23 protein-coding genes are annotated in these 23,896 nt (G+C 53.9%); 3 read left to right on the forward strand and 20 right to left on the reverse strand.

What is annotated here, in order from left to right:
* Positions 1-28: 28 nt before the first annotated feature.
* The 3 genes from EV294_RS09115 to EV294_RS09125 form a co-directional block, all read right to left on the reverse strand.
* Positions 29-1,729, reverse strand: coding sequence for an ABC transporter substrate-binding protein (locus EV294_RS09115; RefSeq protein ID WP_132306026.1), 1,701 nt, complete (start codon positions 1,727-1,729; stop codon positions 29-31).
* A 75-nt stretch (positions 1,730-1,804) separates the two neighbouring features.
* Positions 1,805-2,701, reverse strand: coding sequence for a carbohydrate ABC transporter permease (locus EV294_RS09120; RefSeq protein ID WP_132306028.1), 897 nt, complete (start codon positions 2,699-2,701; stop codon positions 1,805-1,807).
* A 16-nt stretch (positions 2,702-2,717) separates the two neighbouring features.
* Positions 2,718-3,581 (reverse strand): ABC transporter permease, encoded by an 864-nt coding sequence (locus EV294_RS09125; protein WP_243711642.1) that lies wholly within the window; start codon positions 3,579-3,581, stop codon positions 2,718-2,720.
* A 145-nt stretch (positions 3,582-3,726) separates the two neighbouring features.
* Between EV294_RS09125 and EV294_RS09130 the strand changes: the two genes are divergently transcribed.
* Positions 3,727-4,647 carry a helix-turn-helix domain-containing protein gene (locus EV294_RS09130; RefSeq protein ID WP_132306032.1) on the forward strand — a complete coding sequence of 307 codons (921 nt, stop codon included), beginning with the start codon at positions 3,727-3,729 and terminating at the stop codon, positions 4,645-4,647.
* A 52-nt stretch (positions 4,648-4,699) separates the two neighbouring features.
* Here the strand turns inward: EV294_RS09130 and EV294_RS09135 are convergent, their stop codons facing one another.
* The 3 genes from EV294_RS09135 to EV294_RS09145 all read right to left on the reverse strand — a co-directional run bounded on the left by EV294_RS09135 (position 4,700) and on the right by EV294_RS09145 (position 7,894).
* Entirely contained in the window at positions 4,700-5,176 is a 477-nt protein-coding gene (locus EV294_RS09135) for a YhjD family protein (protein WP_132306034.1), read from the reverse strand.
* Positions 5,173-6,426 (reverse strand): DNA polymerase IV, encoded by a 1,254-nt coding sequence (locus EV294_RS09140; RefSeq protein ID WP_132306036.1) that lies wholly within the window; start codon positions 6,424-6,426, stop codon positions 5,173-5,175. Before EV294_RS09140 ends, EV294_RS09135 begins: the two co-directional genes overlap by 4 nt.
* A gap of 175 nt (positions 6,427-6,601) precedes the next feature.
* Positions 6,602-7,894: a DUF2515 domain-containing protein gene (locus tag EV294_RS09145; protein ID WP_132306038.1), complete on the reverse strand. Its 1,293-nt coding sequence runs from the start codon at positions 7,892-7,894 to the stop codon at positions 6,602-6,604.
* 148 nt (positions 7,895-8,042) lie between these two features.
* Between EV294_RS09145 and EV294_RS09150 the strand changes: the two genes are divergently transcribed.
* Positions 8,043-8,741 (forward strand): SOS response-associated peptidase, encoded by a 699-nt coding sequence (locus EV294_RS09150; protein WP_132306040.1) that lies wholly within the window; start codon positions 8,043-8,045, stop codon positions 8,739-8,741.
* Between the two features lie 45 nt (positions 8,742-8,786).
* Here the strand turns inward: EV294_RS09150 and EV294_RS09155 are convergent, their stop codons facing one another.
* The 5 genes from EV294_RS09155 to EV294_RS09175 form a co-directional block, all read right to left on the reverse strand.
* Positions 8,787-9,074 (reverse strand): stage VI sporulation protein F, encoded by a 288-nt coding sequence (locus EV294_RS09155; protein WP_132306042.1) that lies wholly within the window; start codon positions 9,072-9,074, stop codon positions 8,787-8,789.
* A 74-nt stretch (positions 9,075-9,148) separates the two neighbouring features.
* Positions 9,149-11,203, reverse strand: coding sequence for an ATP-dependent DNA helicase RecG (gene recG / locus EV294_RS09160; RefSeq protein ID WP_132306044.1), 2,055 nt, complete (start codon positions 11,201-11,203; stop codon positions 9,149-9,151).
* 11 nt (positions 11,204-11,214) lie between these two features.
* On the reverse strand, positions 11,215-12,069 hold the full coding sequence (locus tag EV294_RS09165; RefSeq protein WP_132306046.1) for a DegV family protein: 855 nt from the start codon (positions 12,067-12,069) through the stop codon (positions 11,215-11,217).
* 24 nt (positions 12,070-12,093) lie between these two features.
* On the reverse strand, positions 12,094-13,908 hold the full coding sequence (locus tag EV294_RS09170; RefSeq protein ID WP_132306048.1) for a DAK2 domain-containing protein: 1,815 nt from the start codon (positions 13,906-13,908) through the stop codon (positions 12,094-12,096).
* Positions 13,909-13,965: 57 nt separating this feature from the next.
* Positions 13,966-14,325 carry an Asp23/Gls24 family envelope stress response protein gene (locus tag EV294_RS09175; protein ID WP_015845316.1) on the reverse strand — a complete coding sequence of 120 codons (360 nt, stop codon included), beginning with the start codon at positions 14,323-14,325 and terminating at the stop codon, positions 13,966-13,968.
* A gap of 301 nt (positions 14,326-14,626) precedes the next feature.
* On the opposite strand from EV294_RS09175, the gene rpmB reads away from it, so the two are divergent.
* On the forward strand, positions 14,627-14,815 hold the full coding sequence (gene rpmB / locus EV294_RS09180; protein ID WP_015845317.1) for a 50S ribosomal protein L28: 189 nt from the start codon (positions 14,627-14,629) through the stop codon (positions 14,813-14,815).
* Between the two features lie 441 nt (positions 14,816-15,256).
* On the opposite strand, the gene spoVM is transcribed toward rpmB, so the two are convergent.
* The 9 genes from spoVM to fmt all read right to left on the reverse strand — a co-directional run bounded on the left by spoVM (position 15,257) and on the right by fmt (position 23,894).
* The gene (spoVM, locus tag EV294_RS09185) at positions 15,257-15,337 is read right to left on the reverse strand and encodes a stage V sporulation protein SpoVM (RefSeq protein WP_010345573.1); all 81 of its coding nucleotides are present in this window, start codon (positions 15,335-15,337) and stop codon (positions 15,257-15,259) included.
* Between the two features lie 144 nt (positions 15,338-15,481).
* Positions 15,482-15,691 (reverse strand): hypothetical protein, encoded by a 210-nt coding sequence (locus EV294_RS09190; RefSeq protein WP_165930610.1) that lies wholly within the window; start codon positions 15,689-15,691, stop codon positions 15,482-15,484.
* Positions 15,692-15,777: 86 nt separating this feature from the next.
* Positions 15,778-16,422: a ribulose-phosphate 3-epimerase gene (rpe, locus tag EV294_RS09195; protein ID WP_132306052.1), complete on the reverse strand. Its 645-nt coding sequence runs from the start codon at positions 16,420-16,422 to the stop codon at positions 15,778-15,780.
* 5 nt (positions 16,423-16,427) lie between these two features.
* Positions 16,428-17,354 carry a ribosome small subunit-dependent GTPase A gene (gene rsgA / locus EV294_RS09200; RefSeq protein ID WP_132306054.1) on the reverse strand — a complete coding sequence of 309 codons (927 nt, stop codon included), beginning with the start codon at positions 17,352-17,354 and terminating at the stop codon, positions 16,428-16,430.
* A complete protein-coding gene (gene pknB / locus EV294_RS09205; RefSeq protein ID WP_132306056.1) occupies positions 17,341-19,551 on the reverse strand; it encodes a Stk1 family PASTA domain-containing Ser/Thr kinase in 2,211 nt (736 codons plus the stop codon). Before pknB ends, rsgA begins: the two co-directional genes overlap by 14 nt.
* On the reverse strand, positions 19,548-20,318 hold the full coding sequence (locus EV294_RS09210; protein WP_132306058.1) for a Stp1/IreP family PP2C-type Ser/Thr phosphatase: 771 nt from the start codon (positions 20,316-20,318) through the stop codon (positions 19,548-19,550). Before EV294_RS09210 ends, pknB begins: the two co-directional genes overlap by 4 nt.
* Positions 20,319-20,324: 6 nt before the next feature.
* Complete coding sequence (gene rlmN, locus EV294_RS09215; RefSeq protein WP_132306060.1) at positions 20,325-21,371, reverse strand: dual-specificity RNA methyltransferase RlmN; 1,047 nt, start codon at positions 21,369-21,371, stop codon at positions 20,325-20,327.
* A gap of 97 nt (positions 21,372-21,468) precedes the next feature.
* Positions 21,469-22,944, reverse strand: a complete 1,476-nt coding sequence (rsmB, locus tag EV294_RS09220) for a 16S rRNA (cytosine(967)-C(5))-methyltransferase RsmB (protein ID WP_132306061.1) — start codon at positions 22,942-22,944, stop codon at positions 21,469-21,471.
* A complete protein-coding gene (fmt, locus tag EV294_RS09225) occupies positions 22,941-23,894 on the reverse strand; it encodes a methionyl-tRNA formyltransferase (RefSeq protein WP_132306063.1) in 954 nt (317 codons plus the stop codon). Before fmt ends, rsmB begins: the two co-directional genes overlap by 4 nt.
* Positions 23,895-23,896: the final 2 nt, after the last annotated feature.

A 23,896-nucleotide genomic window follows, 5' to 3' on the forward strand; every position in this document is an offset into this window, starting at 1 on the left:
TCTCCTCATCCATTCCATTCCTTGAGGCCTATTCGCTCCAGAGCTTTACGCGGTCCTGAACATACTTCGTAAAGCCTTTTTCCATTTTCTCTACCCCTGCGTCCAGCAGTTCCTTCTGGTAGCCGTCCCACAATTTATCGAAGTCTTCCGGCTTCGCCATGACAATTCGCGGAATCTGCTTCCATGTAATGTCCTTCATTTTATTGGCGAGAATGGTCACTTCGTCATCGCCGGGCACGGTTATATTCCAAGCCGCTCCCCAAGCCTTTACCGGAAACTGATCCTCTTGCGGGAACAGGTCTTTCCAGGTAGTCGCGTTATACGCCTTGAGCGTTTCCTTATCGGCGCTTGTGTACGTGCTCACGATTTGCTCCGGGAAATTCTTCGTATAATAATTGCCCGTGGAATCTTTGACGCCATCACCGTAATGCGCGCCGATATTGGAATAAAAGCCAATGCCGGATTCTTGGCTAAAAGCCGTATTATCGTTAATAATGCGATTCTGAACGTCCTCCGGAACGACGCGTTTACCATCCTGCAACGTATAATGCTTGCCTTCAATGCCCCAGTTGTTAAGAACCTGGGCTTGCTCGGACGCCAGATAATCCAGGAATTTAATCGCTCTCACCGGATCTTTGCAGGATGTTGTGATGCCGATGCCCCAGCCAGCCATAAAGCCCGTGGACTGGAAGCGGTTATCCTTATAAGCGTCCGATAGCATAACCGAATAATGCCCGTAGGTTTGGTCCAGCTTGTTGTCCGCTTTCAGTGATTTTTCGCCGTCCGCATAACCCCAGTCCGCATCGATCAAACCGATGACCCGACCGGAAGCTACCTTCGCCAGGTACTGGTCATTCTTCTCTACAAAGCTTTCTTTGTCCAGCAGCCCGATGTTGTACATGTGGTTGAGCCACTGGAAATACTCTTTCTCGCCTTCCGTACGGTAATGATAGGTTGCTTCATTCGTTTTCGGATCAATGTAATACTCGCCGTCCCCTGACTTGCCGGTCGTTTCCGCTGCCGGGTTGGTAACGGAAATATACGTATGCCAATCATCCCCGTTGAGGGTGAGTCCGATATTTTTATTCCCGTTTTCATCCGTCGGGTGCTTCTCTATATAAGATTTGATGACATTCTCGTAATCTTGCAGAGTCTTGATCTCAGGGTAACCCGCTTCCTTCACCGCGCGGTGCTGCAGCTCGAATCCGCCCCCCGCTACAAACGTCTGTCCGTCAACAGCCGAATAGGTCGGGATCACATAGATGGACGGATCGTCGTTGCTGTAGCGCAACCGATTCATTTGATCGCCAAACAGCTTCTTGAGATTTGGGGCATATTTCTCGATCAAATCCGTCAGATCAAGCATGGCTCCCGCATCGACCATTTTGTTCAAATCCCCTTTGGGGCTGATCAGATCGGGATAATCCCCGCTGGTCGCGATGAGAGCTACCTTCTGTGCCGGGTCGCCAACCGCAAACTCGGCATCCAGCGTAACGCCCGTCTGCTTTGTAATTTCTTTGCCTACATCATCCTGCATATCTCTCCAGTTGGGATTGGGATCCTCGCCGAAGAACGAGAAGGTGACCGGGGAGGTATCATTTCCCTGCTCATTTCCCGTGTTATCGCTTACAACATTGCTATTGCCGCTATTTCCCGCGCATCCGGCCAGCACGCCTGCCGCGAGCGTCAAGACCATGCCCAGCTTCGAAATTTCTCCTGCTTTTACCATCTGTATACCCCCATTTAGATTAAGATTCGTATATTGTATAAACAGGTTTCCCTGCCGATACCGCTGTCGGATCCATCAGCTTTTCACCGCGCCAAGCGTCATCCCCGTAACGAAATACCGCTGCAGAAACGGATAGACCAGAAGAATCGGAACCGTAACAATGATTGTGATCGCCATTTTGACCGATTCCGGAGAAATTCTGTTCATCACTTGATTCATGTTCGTCCCGTTAACCTCTTGACCGTTGCTGCCCACCTGGGTGCTCTGCAGCACTTTCATTAACTCGAACTGCAGCGTGGTCAAATGCTCCTTCGAGCCGTTGTACAAATACGTATCAAACCAGGAATTCCATTGGCCAACCGCAAGGAACAGCGCAACCGTGGCCAGTGCCGGCAGCAATAACGGAAGAATGACGCGCCAGTAGATCGTAAAATCATTGGCTCCGTCCAGCTTGGCCGATTCCTGAAGAGCGTACGGCAGCCCATCAATAAACGAGCGAATGATAAATACGTTGAATGCGCTTACGAGTCCGGGCAGCACATACACCCAGAACGTTCCGATAAGATGCATATCGCGCATCAGAAGGTAAAAAGGAATAAGACCGCCCGATACATACATCGTAAGCGCCAGGAATAGGGACAAAAATTTACGTCCGTCGAAATCCGCCCGGCTTAGCACGTAAGCCAGCATGGAAGAACTGATAAGTCCCAATACCGTACCGGCCAATGTCCGCAGCACCGAAATCTTGAGTCCGGTAAGCAGCCCTGCGAACGAAAAAATGAGCGAATAATTGTCAAAGGTGAGGTGGCGAGGAAATACCGTAATGCCTCCCCTTACCGTATCGGTTGAATCATTCAGGGATATGGCCAGCACATTCAGGAACGGATAAAGGGTACAGACCGCTACCAGCGAAATAACGAGGTAAACGATCACGTCAAAGAGCCGGTCCGTAAGTGGGATGCGAACTTTCACTGTTTTGAAATCCTCCTTACATAATGCTTTCTTTGGTGATTTTCTTGAAAACGCCGTTCGCGACGAATAGCAGAATCAGGCTGACTACGGAGTTGAAAATGTTAATTGCCGTGCCGAAGGAATAACGTCCCATTCCTAGTCCGTAGTTAAGGGCATACAGGTCAAGCACCTCGGATTTCTCCTTTACCAGACTGTTGCCGAGGAGAAACTGCTTCTCGAAGCCGATGCTTATCAGATGTCCGATTGACATGATCAGCAAAATAATGATCGTGGAACGGATACCCGGCAGCGTAATATGCCAAATCTGTTTTAACCTGCTTGCACCGTCAACCCGGGCTGCCTCGTATAGTTCCGGGCCTATCCCGGCAATGGCGGCCAGATAGATAATCGCGTTCCAGCCGGTTTCCTTCCAAATATCCGCGCTGGTCACCAGGTACCAGAATAAATTTTCCTTCGCCATGAATTGAATCGGCTCATGAATGAGATGCAAGCCTGTCAGAATTTGATTCACGACGCCATTCTCAGCCGAAAGCATCTTCGTCACAATCCCCGCGACAACCACCCAGGAGACAAAATGCGGTAAATACGAAACCGTCTGCACGAAGCGTTTCAGAAACGAAACACGCACCTCGTTCAAAAGAACCGCGAAGAGGATCGGAATGGTAAAGCTTGCAATGAGCCCCATAAAACTCATCGCCAAGGTGTTTCGCAGCGCGTTAAAGAATTGATCGTCCTGAAATAACATCCGGAAGTTATCAAAGCCGACCCACTTCTGGTCGAAGAAGGATTTGCCTACTCGAAATTGCTGAAACGCCATCGTCCAGCCCCATAGCGGCAAATAGCTGAATAGAAAAACAAAAACGACAAAAGGAACTGACATGTAATAAAGATAGCGCTGCCTAACGATGCGTTGCCAGATGCTTACGACGGACAAATCTGTACCACTCCTCTGCTTTTTCTTGTTCACTTAGCATTATAATGGAGCGTATTAGACCTCATCCTTGATTTTAGGGTCTTAAAATAGCATGATTAGGACATTGGATTGTTGTGCCGGGGTTAAGAAGGGAGAGAGTCTTACGAGAAGTGTCCATTTGAATTGGTTTACATCCGACGAGCAATTTCTGTTCTATATCGGGTATGGCGGGCATGACGAGGACATGTATCTTCACGATCATGTGGATTTTTCCGAACTCGTTATTGTTTTGAACGGGAATGCGACTCATATCGTAAACACCGAAGCCTCGTTTATTAAGAAAGGGGATGTCTTTGTTATCGACGGCGCTACCTCCCATGCATACAAGGATCCCCATGATTTCCGGATCTGCAACATCATGTACCGCCCGGAGATCCTAACGTCAGCCGGCCCTGACCTGAGAACGTCAATCGGCTATCAGGCGCTTTTTGTATTGGAACCGTTTTATCGGAATATCCAGCCCTTTAACAGCAAGCTTAGCTTGCCGATCCCGAGCCTGGAATACGTATCCTCCCTCGTCGCCTTTATGATTGAGGAATACACGGGCAGGCTTCAGGGCTATCAGACCATGCTGCGCTCTCGTTTCATGGAACTCGTCGTCTATTTGTCCAGGCAATATCAGAACCAGGATCAGCAAGGAATCCAAGGAAATCTGATGCATTTGGCGAATGCCATTTCCTTCATGGAGGATCACTATCTCGAACCGCTTACGCGGGAGCAGATCGCGGATAAATCGGGCATATCGGTGAGGCATTTGAACCGGATCTTTCAATCCTATTATCAAACGACGCCCTTTGCCTATCTTCTGCGCCTCCGCCTGGAGCATGCGTGCAACCTGCTTAAGACAACCCGTATCCCGATTACGGAAATTTCTTATAAAAGCGGCTTTAACGACAGCAACTATTTCACCCGCCAATTTACGAAGGTTTTCGGAATGTCCCCGAAGGCATACCGCCGGGAGCATGTGAATTGACCCAATCAAAAAGCACCGCGCTGCTTGCCAGCGGGCGGTGCTTTCGTAAAGTTCACTTAAACATCGTGGAGATATATTTGGCGATGCGGACGCTAATCTCGGCGCGGGCCGCGTCGCGGATCATGGAGAAGCGGTCCTCGTAGCCGCGGCAGACAAACCTGTAATGAATAGCTCCATGCTCGCTGTCGCTCTCCTCGAGGAAGACCCGGATATTGCGCTCCTTAAGCGCTTTGCGAACAGCGGTTAGATCCGTGTGAATATGCCCCATCAGGACGCGCGAGGCTTTCATGTACAGCTGCTTCATGGAGTAAAAGGACAGCTCGATGTCCTTGCAGTTCTTATCTACGATCGTCAGCATCATGGGGAGCAGCACGTAATCGCGGATAAGCTCAAGCTCCTCTTTGCTTGGAACGGGGACAGGTCCGGAGGCTTGGGGCGGCTCGCGCCGTTCTAGATATTGCTCCCGGTGTTCAGGCAGCATCATACGGCTGGATTCCCAGCGGCCGTTTCCTTCCAGTTTCTTGCTCATTTGTAGTGTCCTCCAATTTTGACGCTGCGCTCACGGGCCTGGGCTGACTCGAGCAGCGAGGACGCCCGGAGAATCGAGGTCGTTCCGAATTTATGACGGATCGCGTCCGTGACGCGATCCAGCTTTCTTTCCTTCTCCCTGTTTCCGAACAGGGTAAGCTGATATTGGTCGTCGGGCACCAGCTTCGATAAGGTCACGCCAAGCTTGCGGACGGGGAGCCGGTCCCAATGGGCGTAAAACAACGTGCGGGCCGCAGCGAATACTTCCTTCGTAATATTCGTCGGATCGGGTACCGTCATCTGGCGAAAAAAACCGGTCGGGCGGTCGAAATCCGCGCCTTGCGCGCCTGCTGCAACGACGCTGCCCATATATCCCTTGGCTCGGCTGCGGCGGCATACCTCCTCGCTTAATTCCAGCAGAACAACGTCAATCTCCTGCGGCTTGCTGTAATCCCGGGGAAGCGTCATCTGATGGCCGACCGCTTGCTGCGCGTCATGGGTGCTTGGCTTGACCGGGCTCGGGTCAATGCCGTTTGCGGTCTGCCAGAACAGCTCTGCCTGAATATCGCTGTTGCGGCCCATCCGCGCCCGCAGCCTGCGCTTGAATTCCGGCAGGGGAAGACAGCCGAGATCTCCGATCGTTGCAATCCCCATCCGTTGGAAATGCGCGGTCATCCGCGAGCCGACGCCAAACATTTTATTCACGGGCAGCGGCCATAATAAAGATTCCACCTCGGATTTCGGGAGAGTGAACTGGCCGGTCTCGTTTTTTTTCGCCCAAATATCCGTGGCCATCTTGGCCAGAATCTTGTTGGAGCTGATGCCAACCCGGGCCCATACGCCGGTGTAGAGCATAATCTTGGTCTGGATTTGCCTTGCGATCTCGTCGGGCGTGCCGAAGTAAGACAAGGAACCGGTAACGTCCAGGAACTGTTCGTCGATGGAGAAGGGCTCCACCAGATCGGTAAACGAACGAAAAATGTCGGTAATCATTAGTGAGACATCGATATAAGCTTGCATCCTCGGCTTGATAATGACGAGATGCGGACATTTGCCCAGCGCCTCGCCAAGGGTCTCGGCGGTCGTCACGCCGTACTGCTTCGCAAGCGGACAAGCTGCCAGAATAATGCCCGAACGCCTCGAAGGATCGCCGGCCACAACGACCGGATCGTTCTTATATTCGGGATGCGCGGCCTTCTCGACGGACGCGTAGAACGACTGGCAGTCAATCAGCATAATGACACGTTCCATAATCCCCACTCCAATGCAAATGCGAAAGTATGTTCGTATATTATTATATACCGAATGTACGTTCGCTATGCAAGGGATATTTAAAGGTAATTTCAAACAGTTGGGCCGGCCGAAAAAATCTGCGATGGAAAAAGAAGCCTGAAGTCCGGCTCGAACTTCAGGCTTCTTTTCGTTTTCAAGGATGCTCCTGCTGCCTCAGCTGCTGGGCAGCAAGCACGGCGAGCTCAATCTTGTTGAGCAGCAGGCCGTACTCGCCCGTCAGCTCGAAGCTGCGGGGCAGCTTCAGCTTTCGGAAATAAGGCATGATGCCGGAAGCCGAAGCGAACCAGTCTTCCCGCTTCGCGCTCTCGAGCTTCCGGTCCGCCCAGGCGTCGCGAAGCTCCGGGCTGTATAACGGCGCCGCGCCAGGCAGTAGCTTGCCGCCCAGCAAGCGCTCCTTGTACAGCGCGGCTGGCGGCTCCCGGCGTATCCGGGCGAACAGATGCGGGGCATAATCTGCCCTTGACCCGGTATGGCGTCCTTTGCCCGCAAAAGCAAGCGCTCCTTCCCGCACCCGGGGGACGCCGAACAAAATCGCATACAAGGACTTGCCGAATTCAATCCGTTCGGACACATCGTCGAAATCCTCCATGATTAATCCCGCCAGCCGCAGCTCTGGCTCCGCTTCGGTATGATACGGGAACATCACCGCGTTCAGCTGCAGCAGCGACTGCATGCCGAAGAAGAAGGTATCGAGCACGTTTTTGCGGAAGTAATCGTCCTGCACCACCCGCTGCTCGATGAAATGCTGCTCGTTCACAATTAGCGCGACCGTCAGCGGCGCGGGATCGCGTGTTCGCCAGAACTGCTCCCACACCGGCTTCATAAACCGCGTTACTCCGAAGGCCGGAAGCAGATGAAACAACGGACGTCCCAGGCGGACGCTTTCCCCGTAGAGCAGCAGCTGCGGAAAAGCATCGCCAAAAATAAACGAATTCGCATGCTCGAGCAGCAGGAAGACGGACTGGCGTTTATCGTCCGGGAGCAGCTGCGGCAGCCATTCGCCTGCCAGATCCGTCATATTCCAGCCCCCGTTGCGGGAAACGAGATGGGCCAGCATCGCCCAGTGCAGCTCCGGATGGCGTTGATGCATCAGCCGGTAGGCTTCCGTCCGCGTCACGTTATTGCGGTTCAGACGGGAGGTCTCCTCCCGGATCCGTTCGATCAGGATTTTCTCCTCCCCGCTCCATGCGCTCGTCACCGGCTCCGCCTGCTGCTCCTCCAGCTTCCGCCATTCCCCCTCCAGCCCGGCAACCGCATCCTCGGCAAGCTGCAATGGAGCAGCTTCCGCTAGCATCTCATGCGAAGCCTCCAGCCCATGCCATTTGCCGACCGCATAATCCCATGCCGCAGCGGGCAGAGAAAAGAACTGTTTGATTTTGCGAAGCCGTAGTCCGTAGCGGCCGCGCCCTCTCCCCCTGCTTAACATCGATCGCCCTCCCATACTGATACTGGTAACACAAGTATTTGCCGTCAGGCCGCCTGTTCATGCATAATAAAAAGTAAACAACGGACGTGAAGCGTATGCTTTCGAAGTAAGTTTTTCATTTCCAAAAAATTTTTCAGGAGGACTTGCCATGTGCGGAAGATACACCATCACCGTATCGCTCGAGGAGCTGATGATCCGTTATATGATCGGCGAGACGAAGGTGCCTTACCATCGTCCCAAATATAACGTAGCGCCGGGCCAGCAGGTGCTTGCCATTATAAATGACGGTCAGCGCAACCGGCTCGGCGAGCTGAAGTGGGGACTTGTTCCGCCTTGGGCCGACGACCCGAAGATCGGCAATAAAATGCTCAATGCCCGCTCCGAGACAGCGGCCGAGAAGCCGGCCTTCAAGACGCCGCTCCGCCGCAAGCGCTGCCTCATCCCGGCAGACGGCTTCTACGAATGGAAAAAGACGAACGGCGGCAAGCAGCCGATGCGTATTGTCCGCAAGGACCGCTCCATCTTCAGCATGGCCGGTCTTTACGAGTCGTGGCTTGCGCCGGACGGCACAACAACGGTCAGCACCTGTACCATTCTGACGACCTCGCCCAACGAGCTGATGGCTCCGATCCACGACCGGATGCCGGTGATTTTGCGCCCGGAGGACGAGCCCTTCTGGCTTGACCGAACCGTGCAGGATCCGCAGTCCCTGCAGCGTCTGTTCCTGCCGTATGCGGCGGAAGAGCTCGAAGCCTATCCGGTATCCCCGGCAGTCGGGAGCGTCAAGAATGACACCGCCGAATGCATCGAACCGCTAAACACGGGCAACCAGCTGCATCTATGGTGAAAACTAGGCAGCACCGCCAAACAAAAAAAAGCCGACCGCAAGCGGTCAGCGGAACATCCCCCATAGCTTCAGCAAATGGAAGGTGTTGTTTGGATCTATTTTTTGCGCGAGGACAAAATCGATAATCTGTTCTTCCTGAATATCCGTCAGCGGTTCCTGCAAAATAGAAGTCGCCGATTTCACCAGCTTCCGCACCTTTACCCGGTCCTGCAGATCATACTTCGTGACATTGCCCAGCAACAGCCGCATCCGGTCCTTAACGACCGGATTTTTCAATTTGATTTTGACGCGTTCGACCAATTGCGGCCGAATGCCGTACTTTTGGTAACTCACTTAGGCTTACACCTCCATCCGGCATTCCGATAATTCGATCGTTTAACTATATGCCGCAAGAGGGAAGATATTGCTTAGTCGAGCTGTTCACCTTGAAAAATTTGATCCTTCAGCAGCCGGACGCGCGCCCGTTCAAACGCCGGATTCGTCCAAAAATCATCCCGTCCGGCAAGCTCCGCCGCATCGTCGCGGGCAAGCTCCAGCATCTCGTAATCCGCTGCCATATCGGCGATCTTGAACTCCGGCAAGCCGCTTTGCTTCGTCCCGAAGAAATCCCCCGGTCCCCGGAGCTCCAGATCCCGGCGCGACACTTCAAAGCCGTCGTTGGTCTCCGTCATAACCTTCATCCGCTCGCGTCCGTTCTCCGACTTCGGATCCGCCACCAGCACGCAGAACGACTGATGCTCCCCCCGCCCGACGCGCCCGCGCAGCTGATGCAGCTGGGAAAGTCCGAACCGCTCCGCATCCATGATAATGATAAGCGTGGCATTCGGAACGTCGACGCCAACCTCAACGACCGTTGTGGCAACTAGCAGCTGCGTCTCGTTCGCGCCAAACGCGCGCATCACTTCTTCCTTCTCGGAAGCCGACAGCCGGCCATGCAGGAGCCCCACCTTCAAATCCGGAAAAGCCTGCTGCATTTGCACGTGCAAATCTATCGCATTTTGCACATCCAGCTTGTCCGACTCCTCGATCAGCGGGCAGATCACGTACGCCTGGCGTCCCTCGCCAACCTCGCGCCGGATAAAGCCAAGAACGCGGTCCATCATGTCATGCTTTACCCAATACGTTTTAATCGGTTTCCGGCCATGGGGGCGCTCCTTGATCGTGGATACGTCCATATCCCCAAACGCCGTAATGGCAAGCGTCCTCGGAATCGGAGTAGCCGTCATCGTCAGCACGTCGGGATTCAACCCTTTGCGGCGCAGAATGCTCCGCTGGTTCACCCCGAACCGGTGCTGCTCGTCCGTCACAACAAGACCCAGGCTGCGGAAAAAGACATCGTCCTGAATAAGCGCATGCGTGCCGACCAGAATATCGATCATGCCCATCTGCAGCCCGGCAAGCACGTCCCGGCGCTTCTTCTCCGTCAAGCTGCCCGTCAGGAGCGCGACTTCAATACCCGTACCCGCAAACAGCTTCTGCAGCGAACGCAAATGCTGCTCGGCCAGAATCTCCGTCGGCACCATAAGAGCTCCTTGATGGCCGGCCTTGATCGTGCAATACAGCGCAATAGCGGCAACGACCGTTTTGCCGGAACCGACATCCCCCTGCAGCAGACGGTTCATCGCGGCCGGTTGACGCATGTCGGCCATTATTTCGTTAACAACCTTCTTCTGGCCGTCCGTCAGCTCGAAAGGAAGCGTAGCCGCAAAGTTGCGGATCGTCTCCCCGTTTACCTGATGAACAATGCCGTCCCCGCGTTTCCGGGTTATAGCCCGGTAAGCCTGCAGCTTCAATTGAAAGAGAAACAGCTCCTCATAGACCATCCGACGGCGGGCTTCGAGGCCTTCCTTAACCTCTCCCGGATCGTGGATCCGCAGCACGGCATCACGCCTTGCCATAAGCCGGTGGCGCTCGACAAGCTCATGCGGCAGCACTTCCTCAATCATGGAGCCGTATTGGAGAAGCGCTTGCTTGATCGTCTTGCGCATCCAGGCCTGCGTAATGCCTCCGCCCACGGAATAGACCGGCTGAAGCGTACCCGATCTCACCATGCCGGTAGACTTGTCCGCAAATTCGGATTCCGACACGGTAAGCTGCAGGCGCTGCTGCTCCCATTTGCCCGTCAGCATAATTTCTCTGCCCGGCGTCAGCTGATTTTGCAAAAAATGACGGTTGAACCAAACAGCCGTCACCAGCATATGGTTAACCTCGATTTTGCAGGTCAAGCGCGATTTGTTTTTGCCGTACCGCTGCAAAATCCCGTTCCCGCGTATCGTCCCCTGCACCGTCACCTTCTCGCCGTCTTTGATCTCGGCAAGCTCCCGGATGCGGTAATCTTCATATCGAAATGGAAAATAATCCAGCAAATCGGCGACGGTCTGAACGCCAAAGGCGTGAAGCTCTTCTTCCTTCGGAGCGCTCACGCCTTTAATTTGCCGGACCGAATACTGTTCCAGCGTCATTGTTCTCTACCTCACACTCTGCGCACGAACACAGCCATCGTGCCGGGACCCACATGGGTTCCGATTACGGCACCGACGGTTGCGTATTCAACCCCTTGAACATTGAAGCGAGCCTTGATCAGCTCGAGGAATTCCAAAGCAGCTTCCTTATTCGTGTTCCAGGCGATTGTTACAATAACCGGATCCTGGCCGCAAGCATCGCCAAGCATATCCATAATCCGAGCCATTGCTTTTTTTGTACCGCGCATTTTATCTACGGCATACACCATGCCTTCTTTGTCGAGCGACAGAATCGGCTTAATATTAAGAATGGATCCGATAAGAGCGGAAGCTTTGCCGATCCGTCCTCCTCTTTGCAAATATTCAAGCGTATCCACGAGAAAATACAACTGCGTTTCCCGCTGCATCCGCTGGATTTCAGCCATAATCGCTTCCTTCGAAGCCCCTTCTCTTGCCATTCTGGCCGCGGCTACAACGCGCATGCCATAGGCATAGGAAGCTGTTTTTGAATCGATAACCGTAATGTCCGGATCCCCGTCAATCATCGAGCTGGCAATAACGGCGGACTGGTAAGTCCCGCTGACCGCCCCCGACAAGTGAATCGAAATAATGGACGCCCCCGGATCCTCCTGCAAAATGCGCTCGTACACCTCTTGATACTCCATCGGCGATGGCTGGGACGAAGTAGGCATTTGCGGCGATGCCGCTACCTTCTCGAAAAACTGCTCCGTATTAATCGTAACGGCATCATAGTAAGTCTCTTCCCCGAACAGAATTTTCAGCGGAACCATCTCGATGCCAAGCTCTTGCCTCAGCGCGAGTGGAATGTCCGATGCGCTGTCGGTTACGATGCGTATGTTCCCCATACGTCCCCTCCCAACTTATTATGGCTACTCCATAGCGAACAAATAAGGATATAAAGGCTGGCCGCCGTTATGCACCTCAAGCTCGATATCCGGATATGCCTCTTCGATCCATTCGCATAATTGCGCGGTGTCGGATTCTTTCGCATCCTCGCCGGTCAGGATCGTCAGCAGCTCGCCGCCTTCCTCGGCCATCGCCGCCATCAGCAGCTGGCAGGCCTCAAGCAGGGTTGGCTTGGAGGAGACAATCGTCTTCTCTTTAATCCCCATGTAGTCGCCTTCTTGAATGTTTACGCCGTCAATCGACGTATTCCGCACCGCCTGCGTCACTTGACCGGACACGACCTGCTCCGCCGCGCTCTTCATCCATGCGGCGTTGCGCTCCGCCGATTCCTCTTCCTTGAAGGCAAGAATCGCTGCCAGGCCCTGCGGAATCGTTTTTGTCGGAATAACCGTTACCTGGCGTCCGCTCAGCTCTGCCGCTTGTTCTGCCGCGAGAATAATGTTGCTGTTGTTAGGCAGCAGGTAGATATGCTCGGCAGGCAGCGATTCGATCGCGTTCACGAAATCCTCGGTGCTCGGATTCATCGTTTGCCCCCCGGACAATACGATATCCACCTCGTTGCCGAGGAAAATATTCGCGATGCCTTCGCCAAGCGCAACCGCAATAATGCCAAATGGCGCAAGCTCATGCAGCTGCTCCGGCGCGACTACCTGCGCGGCCGGTCCCGCCAGCAGCTCGGTCGACGAAATGTCGCCGGTCAGCGCGTACTCGGGTACCGGCGCAAAAGGCTCCGCCGCCGCTTCATGCTCAAGCAGATCGCGGTGCTGTTCCCGCATATTCAGAATGTGAAAGTCCGTAAGCTCGCCATAAGCCATTGCAAGGTTTAATACATCGCCAGGCTTGCGGGAATGGACATGCACTTTGATAATATCGTCGTCTGCAATGACGAGAATCGAATCGCCGTCCTTTTCCAGCGCCTTCTTGAAAGCGTATTCATTAAAAAACGCTGCAGGTTTCCCGCTGATTTTGCGATTAATAAAGAATTCCATGTCGTACAGGAACTCGATATCCTCTGTCGCCAGCTTCGATTGCGCGGATGCCGGGGCCGACGGTTTTACGGCGGCTGACGTTCTGTGCACCGCTGCCGGCTGCGCTGCAGCCACTTCTTCGGGTGCCGCCGCTTCGGACGGGAATGCGAACACCTTTTCCTGAATCGTACCGCTATGCGTCAAATACTGAACAAAGCCCTCGTAAATAAAGACGAGACCTTGTCCGCCGGAATCAACGACGCCAACCTGCTTCAATACCGGCAGCAGATCCGGCGTGCGCTGAAGCGCTTCATTTGCCTTCGCATGAATCTCTTGCATCAGTTCAACGACATCGCTCGTTCTGCGGGCATACTGAACGGCATGCTTGGCGGCTTCTCTTGCTACCGTAAGAATCGTTCCTTCTACCGGCTTCACGACCGCTTTGTAAGCCATGTCGACGCCATTCTGGAAGGCGGCGGCAATCTGCAGCGTCCCGGCCTCTTCCAGATTGGAGAGCGATTTGGCAAAGCCGCGGAATAACTGGGACAAAATAACCCCCGAGTTGCCCCTTGCCCCCATCAGAAGTCCTTTGGACAATGCTTCAGCAGCCTTTCCCAAATGGGCGGACGGCTTGTTCCGCAGTTCACGAACCCCCGAGACAATCGTTAGATTCATGTTCGTACCCGTATCTCCGTCTGGCACCGGAAACACATTTAATGCATTCACCCGGTCTACATTTCTTTCTAAATATTCCGCACCGAGCAGTGCCATGGCGGTAAAATCAGATCCGTTAATGGAGCGCTTACTCAACGACAATTCCCCTTCCTAAAAGAATTGCAAAAGCAATTCTAACTTCGTAAGCATGGACTACGTAGATACCCTTACGTCTTGAACAAATATATGGACCTGGTCCACTTGAAGACCAATTACATCATTGAGGACGTACTTTACCTTGTTTTGTATATTATGCGCCACTTCGGAAATTTTCGTGCCGTAGCTTACGATAATATGCAGCTCGATATGAAGCTGTTCATTCTCCCGGCGTACCTCGACGCCCTTCGACATGTTTTCTCTGCCGAGCAGCTCGGCGATGCCATCCTTAAGCTGTTTGCGGGAAGCCATCCCGACAAGCCCATAACAATCCATGGCTGCAGAGCCTGCAATCACTGCAATGCAGTCATCATTCACAATTATCTGTCCAAGCTCGTTCTTAATCTGCAGTGGTATGGGAATACACTCCTTTACCGTAAATAATATGGACTAAGGATTATTGTACTATAAACCGCTTGATTATAGAAGGGCGCAAGGCAAAAACGATGACAAAATCCATCATTTCATGTACATTTAAGTTGCTGATACACAACAATTGTGATACGATAGTCAAGTGTGTTTATGTGCAGGCTTGACCCAGTATTTTTTAATACAGCTTGTGCTAACAATGCAGCTAATAGCTCAATAAGCAAACTCTAAGCGCATGCTTGCAGGAAAGCCCTGCTTTCTTGCGGCACAAACTTAAGGAGGTGTACTCATGTCCCGCAAATGTTTCATTACTGGTAAATCGCCTGGTACAGGCAACCATGTATCCCACGCAAACAACAAAAACCGTCGTTCTTGGGGTGTAAACGTGCAAAAGGTTCGCATCTTGGTTGACGGCAAACCGAAACGCGTTTATGTCAGCACACGTGCACTGAAATCCGGCAAAGTAACTCGCGTTTAATTGACGGATTCCAACCGAGCGGTCTAGCGCAAACGGCTGACGCCGTCATTTTGGCGGCGCAGCGAACGTTCGCTATGAAATATAAGCGTCGTATACTTGTTTATACTTTCTTATATTTAGACAAAAAGCACCTGAGCCCAGGTGCTTTTTCTTTGTTTACCGCTCCGGAATGCGACCGCCCTCTGACACTGAAAGGTGGAGCCGTTTCACCTCGAATTCTAAGGATTCATAAGGTTACTCTTATATCGCTTAGAATTCTCCGGATCGGAACGCCTCCCGCCGCCGCTAAAATGGCGGACCGTTCCGCCTTGAATTCTAAGGATTATAAGTTTACCTTATAATCTCGCTTAGAATTCTACGGATCGGAACGCGTCTTGCTGCTTATAGACAGCAAAACCGTTCCGCCTTGCCCACGATCGTTCGTTAAGCCGTGCATCGGACCTAGTTTTTTTGGAAGGTATTCAATATTGCTTTTACGAATCCGCCCAGAAATTTCGGCAGTTTGATCGTGTAAAATTTCATGCCCATCCCTCCTCAGACACGCTCATCGAAATTGGATGTGTACCAAATAATATAAACGCAAAAATGGCTACACGAACCTTCGTTCATGTAACCATCCTATGCGATGCTAAGCTGTCCTATTCCAAAGCGCCAGCTAGTATTCTATTAGCCTGCCGGCACCGGATTATCGCGCATATAGACAACGATTGCGATTACCAGAGCCGTAGCGAAATAAACGATTATTGCAGAAACGATAAAGGAAATCCGCGGTCCCCAGGTAGAGAAGCGCTTGAAGCATTTAATCGCGATGTACAAAGCCACCAGGGAGAAGACGTACTTGATAGGCGAGCTGATGGCCGTAAAAAGTCCTAGCAAAACGCCTGCTGTTATCGCGTAAAAAGCGATCCAAAATAATTTCTTCCAAATGCTTTCCTCTAACTCGAAATCTTCGTCCACACTCGTTACCGAAGCGCAGCAATCGCGGCCGCGCGATCCCTTTCCCCGAATACGGCATTGCCTGCGACAAGCACATTCGCACCGGCTTCTACAACCTGCTTAGCAGTAATACTGTTAATACCGCCGTCCACTTGCACATGAACATGGCTGAGGCCGCGTTCGTTAAGCATTTTGCGCAGCTGGCGAAGCTTATTGAGCGACTCCTCGATAAAGGCTTGTCCGCCAAAACCGGGGTTAACCGTCATAATGAGAATCAGATCAACGTCCCCGAGAATATGTTCCAGAACCGACAACGGCGTGCTCGGGTTAAGCGCAACGCCGGCCGGCAGACCCAAGTCCTTGATCTGCTGGATCGTGCGGTGCAGATGCACCGTTGCTTCGGCATGAACCGTAATCCGGTCCGCTCCCGCGGCTGCATAGCTCGGAATCGACAGCTCCGGGCGTTCGATCATGAGATGCACGTCAAACGGAAGCTTCGTAGCCGGACGAACGGCCGCGATAACCGGAGGACCAAAGGTTAGGTTTGGTACGAAATTGCCGTCCATAACATCGACGTGAATCCAATCCGCTCCCGCCTGTTCCGCTGCTTTAATCTCGTCTCCAAGCCGTGCGAAATCCGCCGACAGGATAGATGGTGCGATAATAGCCATATGGTTTAGTACCTCCGCTTTCTCTCTTTCATTTCCGTCATAAACGTCAAATAATTCTGATGGCGGCTAGGCGCAACCGCGCCCTCCTCCACCGCCTTCAGCACGGCGCATCCCGGCTCGTGCACATGGGTGCAGGCCCGGAATTTGCAGTCCGGCGCAAGCTCGCGCATCTCGCGGAAGCAGTACCCCAGGTCCTCAATGCCAAGCTCCGTGAAATCAAGCTGGCTGAAGCCCGGCGTATCCGCCACGTAACCGCCGCCTATCTCGACGAGTTCTACATGGCGCGTTGTATGCTTGCCCCGGCCAAGTCTGTTGCTGATTTCGTTTGTCTCGAGCTTAAGGCCCGGTACGAGAGCATTCAGCAGCGAGGATTTGCCCACGCCGGATTGACCCGCGAAGACCGCTACATGCCCTTTAAGGCGGTCATGCAGCTCCTCGACGCCCACTCCCCGGCGCGAACTTGTTCCGTATACTTCATAGCCAATAGCCGTATAAATCCGGTTTACCGCTTCGGCGGCGGCTATCGCTGCTTTCGTCTCCTCGCCGTCCTGCTCCAAATCCTGCTTGCTTAAGCAAAGCACCGCCTCAATACCCGAATGCTCGATATGGACAAGAAATTTGTCAAGCAGCTGCAAATTCAAGGTGGGCTCCGTCACGGAAAAGACGAGGATAGCCAGGTCTACGTTGGCGACCGGCGGCCGGATCAGCTCCGAAGAACGGGGCAGGAGCGCTTCCACCGTGCCCTCGCCGTTCTCCGTCAAGGTGTACAGCACGTCATCGCCTACAAGCGGCGTTAAACCTCGCTTCTTGAATACGCCGCGAGCACGGCATTGCACCGTCTGCTCCGGCGATTCCGCATCATGCGGCAATACGTAGTAATAACCGCTGAGCGCCTTGACGATTCTTCCCTTGGCTTCACTAGTGCTGCTCATCTGGAGTGCCTCCGTTGTCGTTGCTATCTGCCGGATCCGCATTTGCCGGCTGATCCGGGTTCTCGGTTTTCTCTGTCGGGTCGGTGCTGGTCTCCGTGTCCGTGCCGTTATTACCGTTATTGCCGTTATTGCTGTTGCCGGAGCCCGGTATGGTAAGCGAGGAGGAATTCGAGCCCTGGGCCAGCTCCTCGTAAGTGATCGTGCGCGTATCCACGAACTGGCCGTCCCGGTATACCGTCACTCTGGCTTCCGTATTTGGCGCCAAAATGACCTGCACGGGGAAGGATTGGGTATCTTGAATTTGGCGTTTGCCCCATTCGATATCCTGACCGCGAGCATCGGAATACACAATCCGGATTTCGCTGGTTTTCCCCGCTTCGGCCGGCGATATCGTTACGTTGAACGTATGGTTCTTCGCATCCTTCGGCGGACCGGAGCTGACGCGGATCGTTATTTTCGATCCTTTAGGCACCGGATCGTTAGGCTTGAACTGATCCTGGTCAATGACGAATCCTTTGCCTTGCGTATAGCTTGGCTCCTCCAGGATGTCGTCATCCTGCAGGACCAGCCCATTCGACTTCACGATATCCTTCGCTTCGGCAACGGTATGGCCGATCAAATTTGGCATAGGGATCGTTTCCCGTCCTTTACTCACCATAAATTTGATGGTTGCCGTCTTCGGATCAAATTCCGAGCCAAACTCCGGCGTCTGACTTATAATTGTGTCCGGATCCTGGTCGCTGAATACTGGCTCCGATGAAATCTGATCTTCAGGTACACCGAGTGCCATCAAATCATCTTTGGCCTCCTGCAGCTGCTTACCCTTATAGTCGGCTATCTTCTCCAGTACGGCGCCGTCACTGACGGACAGCTGAATCCAAGAGCCTTCCTTCACCCGCATGTTGGCCTTGTCCTGCTCAAAGACCTCGCCGGCAGGCACATCGCCCATAAACTCGTGAATAACGGGCTCCTTGACCCTAAGCCCGGCATCCTCGATCATAGCCCGAGCCACATCTTCCTGCTTGCCGACTACGAAAGGCACGTCCACTTCCGGCACGTCAAGCTTGTTCAGCAGAGCAAAGAAGCCCCAGATAATCAAACCCAAAATGACCAGGGTTACCGTTACAATCGTTGTAGGGCGTTTCCAGCCTTTGGGCTTGCTGCTTGCTTTCTCATCCTTCCATTCCGCTTCCGGCTGACTGGATGCAGCCGCCGCTTTACTTGCCCGTTCAAGCGGAGCGGATGCTTCCGGGGGCGGAACAGGCGATAATTCGTACTGCGGAACGGAGCTGAGCATATCGCCCCGTATCGCAGGCATCACGCGGGTCTCATCGAGATCGCTGCCGCTCGTGAACGTCGCCTTCGGCTCGCTCAAGCGGCTTGGCTTCAGGCACGTATCCAGGTCGTTAAGCATCTCGCGGGCCGACTGATAGCGTTCGTTCGGGTTTTTGCGCATCGCGCGCAAAATGACGTTTTCCACGCTCTGCGGGATGTGAGGGTTTACCTTCCTAGGCTCCTCGAACTCCTCCTGCAAATGCTTGAGCGCAACGCTGATCGGGCTTTCTCCGAAAAACGGAAGCTTCCCCGTCAGCATCTGGTAGAGCACGATGCCAAGGGAGTACAGGTCGGACTTCTCTCCCGTACTGATGCCCTTGGCATGCTCGGGCGAAAAATAGTGAACCGAACCGACAACCGATCCGGTCTGCGTAATCGTTGAGGAGGTTACGGCACGGGCAATCCCGAAGTCCGTCACCTTCACTCTTCCGTTTTTGCCAATCAAGATGTTATGAGGCTTAATATCGCGATGAATAATATGATTCTGATGGGCGTGCTCCAGTGCATCGCAAATCTGCACGGCAATCCGCACCGCTTCGTCGGCCTGCAGCGGCGCACGCTCATGAATGATTTCGTTAAGATTATGACCCTCGATATATTCCATTACGATGTAGTGGGTATCCTCTTCCTGCCCTACATCGTAAATGCTGACGACATTCGGATGAGACAGAGAGGCAGCCGACTGCGCTTCTCTCCGGAATCTCCGAATAAATTCTTCGTCGTGGACGAATTGCTGTCTCAGCACCTTTACTGCGACATTACGGTTTAGCAGAATATCGTGCGCCTTATAGACCAGCGCCATTCCGCCTCCGCCGATTCTCGTTAAAATTTCATAGCGACCACCTAATTGATGTCCGATCATCCGTTGTCACCCCCTCGATAAGCAGCGCTTTCCTCCTGAAGAAGCACGACCGTAACATTGTCGTCTCCTCCGGCTTGCAGCGCCAATTGAATGAGGCGATCCGCTTTATCATCCAATCCGAGCCCTTCCTCACGAACCGTCTGCAGCATCTCTTCGTCGCTAACCATATTGGTCAGACCGTCGCTGCACAGCAGCAGTACATCGTTATCGGACAAGACTGCGGTATAAATATCCACCTCTACTTGCGCGTCCGTGCCGACGGCGCGCGTAATCACATTGCGGCGCGGGTGATGCGCCGCTTCATCCAGGCTGATCTGGCCGGATTTGACCAGTTCGTTGACGAGAGTATGATCCTCCGTCAATTGCGCAATTCCATCTGCGGTAATGAGATAGGCGCGGCTGTCCCCGATATGCCCGATGATCAATTGCTGCTCCTTGTACAGGGCAGCAACGATCGTCGTTCCCATATTGTAGTACTGCTCGTTTCGTGATGCCATATCGTAGACGACGTCATTGGCCATGACAAGCGCCTGGCGAATCAGCATTTTCCCCTCTTGCATCGATAAATCCGCCTTCGACGCGCTCTTCTCGAGCATGTCTCTGAACGTATTAACCGCCAGCTGGCTCGCTACATCCCCCGCTTGATGACCGCCCATTCCGTCGGCGACAATCGCTAAAGTAATGCCGTTATCCAGCTGTCCTACCCACGAACGATCTTCGTTAATATGACGAATTCGTCCGACATCGCTTCGGTTTGCCGTAATCAACCGTGATCACCTCGTCGTGGACTCCATATGTTTCGCCCTCAATTGGCCACATGCAGCCGCAATATCATGGCCTTGCTCCCTGCGGATCGTGCAATTGATTTTATTCTTTTCCAGAATGCGCTGGAATTCGAAAATGTCATTGCGCGGCGTACGAACGTAGTTCCGCTCCGGCACGTGGTTAACCGGGATCAGGTTGACATGGCACAACATGCCTTGAAGCACGTCCGCAAGCTCCTGCGCATGCTCGGCCTGGTCGTTAACCCCGCCGATCAATGCGTATTCGAACGTGATGCGGCGGCCGGTCTTTGCAATGTGATTGCGGCAGGCTGCCATTACATCCTCAAACGGGAAGCGGCGATTAACCGGCATCAGCTTGGATCTGAGCTTGTCATTAGGCGCATGGATTGAGATGGCCAGGTTGATCTGCGTATTCTCTTCCGTGAATTTATACATGCTTGGAACGATACCGCTTGTCGAAACGGTGATATGGCGCTGGCCGATATTCAGACCCTTCTCATGAATCATAATACGCAGGAAGGTCATGGTGGCGTCATAATTTTCGAATGGTTCGCCTGAACCCATGATAACGATGCTTGATACGCGTTCCCCGGTGGCATCCAGCATCTGCTGGGCCGTTACCACTTGCGCGACAATCTCGCCCGCGGTCAGATTGCGTTTCAGGCCGCCAAGCGTCGAAGCGCAGAACGTACAGCCGATCCGGCAGCCCACCTGCGTCGTTACGCAAATGCTGTTGCCGTAATCATGGCGCATGATAACGGTCTCGATCGCGTGGTTGTCATGCAGACCGAACAGGAATTTGACCGTGCCGTCCTTGGACTCGAATCTTGTAATCTCCGACAGCGTCACGAACTGGAAGGACTCTTCCAGCTTTTCGCGAAGCGGTTTCGGCAGATTGGACATCTCTTCAAAGCTCTTCACGCGCTTCACGTACAGCCAATCGAACAGCTGTCCGCCGCGGAAGGCCGGCTCGCCGTTCTCTTTCATCCAGTCTTGAAGCTGATCGAGGTTATAGTCATAAATTATTGGTTTCATCTTCTTATTATCACACCTGACTCTGAAATAGCGCGCCTGTTATGCCGGCGCTGATGATTTATTTTACCACAAACGCCCATGCTGAGCCACAAGGGCCCTACGGGCGTCTGCGGAGACGGGCAATAAAGAAGCCGTCGCTGCCGTAATGATGCGGAAGCAGCTGCGCTTGTCCGTCAAATGAGCTGTCGACAATGCCTTTCTCGCGCAGCGGCTTAAGGGCTTCTTCCGGCCATTCGGCGTCAAGCCGGAATTCGGGATGCTCCTTCAGGAAAGCGGCCACCTGCTCTTCGTTCTCGGTGCTCTCAATCGTACAGGTGCTGTAGACCAGCGTCCCGCCAGGCTTAACCAAGTCTGCCACTGCCCCGAGCAGCCTGCGCTGAATCGCCGCGATATCGGCTACATCGCCCGCTGTTTTCGTCCATTTGATTTCCGGCTTGCGGCGAATAACGCCAAATCCGGAGCAAGGCGCGTCCAGCAGTACCGCGTCCATCGAAGCCGGAGCGAACCGCTCGCCGAGCTTGCCCGCATCTTCGGTGGTTGCCTCGATGTTCTGAAGGCCGAGACGCACGGCCTGATCGACGATAAGCTGGCGTTTGTGAGGATGAAGGTCGTTGGCATAGACCTTGCCTTTGCCGCCCATCAGTTCCGCCATATGGGTTGTTTTGCCGCCAGGCGCCGCGCAGCAATCCAATACTTGCATGCCCGCCTTAGGCTCCACAACCTCTGCGACCAGCATGGAGCTTTCGTCCTGCATCGTCCAGAGGCCTTGGCGGAAGCCTTCCGTATCGGCCAGATTGCCGCCGCGGCGAACCACGATACCGGCAGGCGCAAGCCTCGATGCTTCTGCATCGCCGCCCTGTTCGGCCAGCAGGCTCAGCACTTCGTTGCGCGTTGCGCGGAGCGGATTGACGCGGACGCTGGCATGCGGCGGCTCATTGCCCGAAGCGCAGATGGCTTCGGCCGTTTCCGCGCCGTAAGCTTTGACCCAGCGTTCAACCAGCCATTCCGGATAAGAATGCCTGACGGAGATCTGTACGACAGGGTTCTTGTCCACAATGGCGTCAACCGTCAGCTCCGAACGGTTCCGGTCAATGCTGCGAAGAATGCCGTTAACCATTCCCGAAATCCCTTGATGTCCTCTGCGCTTTGCAATGGTTACCGCCTCGTTCACCGCAGCATGGGCCGGAATACGGTCAAGATACAGCAATTGATAGGCGCTCATGCGCAATAGCTGATGCACCCAGGGCTCCAGCTTGCGCAGCCCTTTGGCCGCAAATTTGCCAAGCCAATGATCCAGCGTCAGCTGACGCTGGATCGTTCCGTATACCAGCTCGGTTACGAGAGCAGCGTCAGCGCGCTGCAGCTGTGCATCCTGCAGGACACGGTTGAGCTGCAGGTTGCTGTACGCACCGGTCTCCGCCACCTTCACCAGCGTATCAAGCGCAAGCTCGCGCGGCGTACGGACGCGTGCCGGGCGCTGTTCCTTGCGCCCCTCCTGTCCGGGGCCGCGGCCTTGGCCTTTTCCGCCCGGTCTCCGCTTTGACTGAGACTTTAAAGATTCCCGTTCGCTCATGCTTCGCCACCGCCAAATACGGCGCCGTAAGATAGCCGCGCGCCCGGCAGCCAGTCCGCAATCGTCATAACCCGCTTGCCCGCGGGCTGAACCTCTAGCAGGCGGAGCAGCCCGTCACCGGTTTGTACGTCAATGCCGGAGGTGCTTGCCGCAACTACGGTACCCGGAGCAGCGGCACCGTTGCCTGCCTTGCCTTCTTCAGGCTTCGCGCATGCCCATACTTTAAACACTTCGCCGTTCAGGTATGTAAAAGCGCCTGCCATCGGAGACAATCCGCGCACTTGGTTATAGATGCTGCGCGCCGGCTTGCTCCAGTCGATCCGCTCGTCCTCGCGCGTTAAGTTAGGCGCGTACGTAGCCAGCTCGTTATCCTGGGGCTCGGCCTTCAATTCGCCTGCAATAAGGGCGGGAAGCGTGCGTCCGAGCAGTTCGGCGCCGGCAGCGCTCAGCTTCTCGAACAAAGTACCCGATGTATCCTCGTCCGTAATCGGAACTTCAACCTTGCTGATCATATCGCCGGTATCAAGACCTTCCGCCATATACATAATCGTTACGCCGGTAACCGTTTCGCCATTCATAATCGAGCGCTGAATCGGGGCACCGCCGCGGTAGCGCGGCAGCAGTGAGCCGTGCACGTTAATGCAGCCAAGCCGCGGGATGTCCAGAAGCGCCTTCGGCAAAATTTGTCCGTAAGCGGCCGTGACAATCAGATCCGGCTGGAGCTCGGCAATGGCCGCAACCGATTCGGGGCTGCGCATTCGCTCAGGCTGAAGAACCGGCAGACCAAGCGCAAGAGCCGCTTCCTTCAGAGGAGGCGGCGTCAGCACGCGTTTGCGTCCTTTCGGGCGATCCGGCTGCGACACGGCAGCGACTACATCATAGCCCCGCTCGATCAAAAGCCGCAGAGAAGGAACGGCGAATTCCGGCGTTCCCATAAATACGATACGCATTC

The organism is Paenibacillus sp. BK033 (genome assembly GCF_004345425.1).
Lineage (GTDB): Bacteria > Bacillota > Bacilli > Paenibacillales > Paenibacillaceae > Pristimantibacillus.